The organism is Ruegeria sp. AH7 (assembly GCF_056541325.1).
The window spans coordinates 1-3,737 of the sequence record NZ_JBQFYF010000015.1 but is presented as its reverse complement, the minus strand read 5'-3'; the positions used below and the strand labels follow the sequence as shown (position 1 = coordinate 3,737).

At 62.4% G+C, this 3,737-nt stretch carries 3 protein-coding genes; all 3 read right to left on the bottom strand.

Annotation, left to right across the window (positions count from 1 at the left end):
* On the bottom strand, positions 1-786 hold a 786-nt coding region (locus ACR0JX_RS19675; protein ID WP_480545512.1), incomplete at its 3' end, for an FAD binding domain-containing protein.
* A 94-nt stretch (positions 787-880) separates the two neighbouring features.
* Entirely contained in the window at positions 881-3,241 is a 2,361-nt protein-coding gene (locus tag ACR0JX_RS19670) for a xanthine dehydrogenase family protein molybdopterin-binding subunit (protein ID WP_480545510.1), read from the bottom strand.
* A 25-nt stretch (positions 3,242-3,266) separates the two neighbouring features.
* Positions 3,267-3,737, bottom strand: a 471-nt coding sequence (locus ACR0JX_RS19665) for a (2Fe-2S)-binding protein (protein ID WP_480545508.1), incomplete at its 5' end; no start/stop codon positions are given.

Sequence of the window (3,737 nt, the reverse complement as noted above, 5' to 3'; positions counted from 1 at the left end):
ACAAGCTTGGACGGCACGTTTGGTCATGACGGAGACCAGATGTGCGCGGTAGTCTTTGCTGCCGTGCAGGTCGGCGATCATGTTCATCGGGTTGACCTTCAGCCCCATCAACGCGTCGGCGCGGAATTCGGTGTTGAGCGCGGCTTCCGCCTCGGACCAGCGGAACACGCCGTCCTCGCTGGCGCCGGTGACGGCCACGCGAACCCCATCCGCAAACCGGGCCAGATAGACCCCGACCAAGGCAAAGCGCGAGGCGGGCTGCAGGAACTTCTGGTAGCTTGCAGCTTGCGGTACTGGGAAACGGACCGAGGTGATGATCTCGCCCTCATCCAGCGCAGTACTGAACATGCCCTCAAAGAAGTCATCCGCCGCGATCTGGCGCGTGTTGGTCACAACCGTCGCGCCCGAGCCCAGCACACCCGCCGGATAACAGGCTGCGGGATCGTTATTGGCAACTGACCCGCCGATGGTGCCGCGATTGCGCACCGCCGGATCACCGATCTGACCCGCCAGCGCGGCCAGCGCCGGATACGACCCCGCTGCCTCACGCGCCACCGTGGCATGGGGCGTCGCCCCGCCAATGGTGACCGAGCCGTCATCCTCGACACAGACGCCCTGCATCTCGGCAATCCCGCTCATGCTGACCAGCACGGATGGCGCCGCCAAGCGCTGCTTCAGCGTCGGGATCAGCGTCTGCCCCCCACCCAGAGCCTGCGCATCCTCGGCCCCCAACGCAGCAACCGCGTCGGCAATGGTCGAGGGCTTTTCAAACTCGAAACTGTACATTTCGTCTTCCTTTCCGAAAGGCGCGGATCCGCCCTTCATCTGGCTAAAAATATCCCGGGGGTCTGGGGGCAGAGCCCCCAGCTACCCCAACCTCTCAGCTGTTCATCGCTGCCCAAACGCGCGACGGGCTTACTGGCATATCGATGTGATCCACCGCCTTGCCGCCCGCGTTCAGCGCATCCAGAACCGCATTGACCACAGCTGGCGGAGAGCCGATCGCCCCGGCCTCACCACAGCCCTTCACCCCCAACGGGTTATGCGTACAGGGCGTCTGGCTGGAATGATCCACGCCGTAGAACGGCACATCATCGGCGCGCGGCATGGCGTAATCCATGAAGGACGCGCTCAGCAGCTGGCCATTCTCGTCATAGGCGCAGTTCTCCAGCAGCGCCTGACCGATACCCTGACCAATGCCGCCATGAACCTGACCATCCACGATCATCGGGTTGACGATGTTGCCAAAGTCATCCGCCGCGGTGAAGGCCTCGATCGTGACCTGACCGGTCTCGGGGTCGACCTCGACCTCGCAGGCATAGGCGCCCGAGGGGAAGGTGAAGTTGGCCGGGTCGTAAAACGCGGTCTCCTCCAGCCCCGGTTCCACTTCCAGCGGATAGTTATGCGGCACATAGGCCGTCAGGGTCACATCGCCCCAGGCCACCGACTTGTCGGTGCCTGCCACGCTGAACTGACCATCCTTCAGCTCAATATCCGCCTCGGAGGCTTCCAGCAAATGCGCGGCAATCTTCTTGGCCTTGTCGATCACCTTCTCGGTGGCCTTCACCATGGCCGAGCCACAGACCGCTAGCGACCGTGAGCCATAGGTACCCATGCCAAAGGGGATTTTCGAGGTGTCGCCATGCACGATCTCGACCATCGATTCATCGATGCCGATCATGTCGGCCACAACCTGCGGGAAGGCGGTCTCATGCCCCTGCCCGTGGCTATGTGCGCCGACCATGACGCTGATCGAGCCGGTGGCATTCACCCGCACGGTGGCGGCGTCATAAAGACCCGCCCGGGCTCCCAGCATGCCAACGATGTTCGACGGAGCGATCCCGCACGCCTCGATATAGCAGTTGATGCCCAGACCCCGCAGCTTGCCCTTGGCCTCGCTTTCCGCACGGCGGGCAGCAAAGCCTGCCAGATCGGCCGCGGCCTCAAGCTTGTCCATGGTCCCGTTGTAATCCCCGGTGTCATAGGTCAGAGCCACCGGCGTGTCATAGGGGAACTGGGTGATGAAGTTCTGACGGCGCAGGGCAATCGGGTCGACCCCCAACTCGCGCGCGGCCTTGTCTACCACGCGCTCCAACTGGAACGTCGCTTCGGGCCGACCCGCGCCGCGATAGGCATCCACCGGCACCGTATTGGTAAACATCGCCTTCACATTCACCTGAATAACCGGCGTCTTGTAATTGCCAGCCATCAGCGTGCCGTGCAGCCATGTGGGCACGGAGCTTGAGAAGGTCGACAGATACGCTCCAAGGTTCGCGTAGGTGTTGGTGCGCAGGCCAATGAAGTTGTTGTCTGCATCCAGCGCCAGTTCGATTTTGCTGACATGATCCCGGCCATGGGCGTCCGACATGAACGCCTCGGACCGGCTGGAAGTCCACTTCACGGGCCGGTTGCAGGCCTTGGCGGCGAAGGTACAGAACGCCTCTTCCGCATAGTGGAAGATCTTGGTGCCAAAGCCACCGCCCACATCCGGGGCCACCACGCGGACCTTATGCTCGGGCAGGCCCAGCACAAAGGCGCACATCAGCAGGCGGATCACATGCGGGTTCTGCGAGGTGGTATAGAGCGTATAGTCCTCGGTCGCGCGGGAATACTCCCCCACCGCCACACGCGGCTCCATCGGGTTGGCCACCAGGCGGTTGTTGACCAGATCCAGCGTGGTCACATGGGCCGCATTGGCAAAGACCTCATTGACCTTGGCGTCATCCGCTTCACCCAGCTGCCAGTCATAGCAGATGTTGTTCTTCAGATCGTCATGGACCAGCGTCGCGCCGTCTTGCGCTGCGGCCTTCATGTCGATCACGGCGGGCAGTTCCTTGATCTCGAGGTCAATCGCCTCGGCCGCGTCACGCGCCTGTTCCAGGCTGTCGGCCACAACGGCGGCAATGGGATCGCCCACATGACGCACCTTGCCCTGGGCCAGAATGGGATGCGCAGGCTCCTGCATGGGCGCACCGTGCTTGTCCGTCACCTCCCAGCCGCAAGGCATGCCGCCCACGCCTTCGAAATCCTTGCCGGTGAACACCTTCACCACACCCGGCATGGCCTCGGCCGCCGAGGTATCAAGGCTGGTGATCCGGCCATGCGCGATATCCGAGCGCAGGAAATGAACATAGGCCTGTCCGGCCACGTTGATGTCGTCGGTGTAATTGCCTGCTCCGGTCAGAAAGCGCACGTCCTCGCGCCGCTTGGAACTGGCTCCGATGCCACTGTCTTTGGGCATTGCTTGTTCTCCTCCCTCGGGCCGCTTATTCAGCGGCGATGCTGCTGACGTCCTGGCCCGAAGCGGCCATGATCGCCTTGACGATGTTATGATAGCCCGTGCAGCGGCACAGGTTGCCTTCCAGATACTTGCGGATCTCGGCCTCGGACGGGCGCGGATTGTCCTTCAGCAAAGCCGCCGCGCTCATCACCATGCCCGGCGTGCAGAAGCCGCATTGCAGACCGTGATGATCCTGAAACGCCTGCTGGATCACGTTCAACGACCCATCCGGGCTGGACTGGCCTTCAATCGTGCCAACCTCAGCCCCATCCGCCTCAACTGCCAGCATGTTGCAAGACTTCACCGCCTCACCGTTCACATGCACCACGCAGGCCCCGCACTGCGCCGTGTCACACCCAACATGCGTCCCAGTCAAACTCAAATGATCCCGCAAAAAACCAGACAATAACGTCCGACCCTCTACATCGCCACTCACAGCCTTACCGTTCACAGTCAT

Excerpts from the sequence above, each read along its gene's own strand:
- ACR0JX_RS19670 (WP_480545510.1), bottom strand. The coding sequence starts at position 3,241 with ATGCCCAAAGACAGTGGCATCGGAGCCAGTTCCAAGCGGCGCGAGGAC.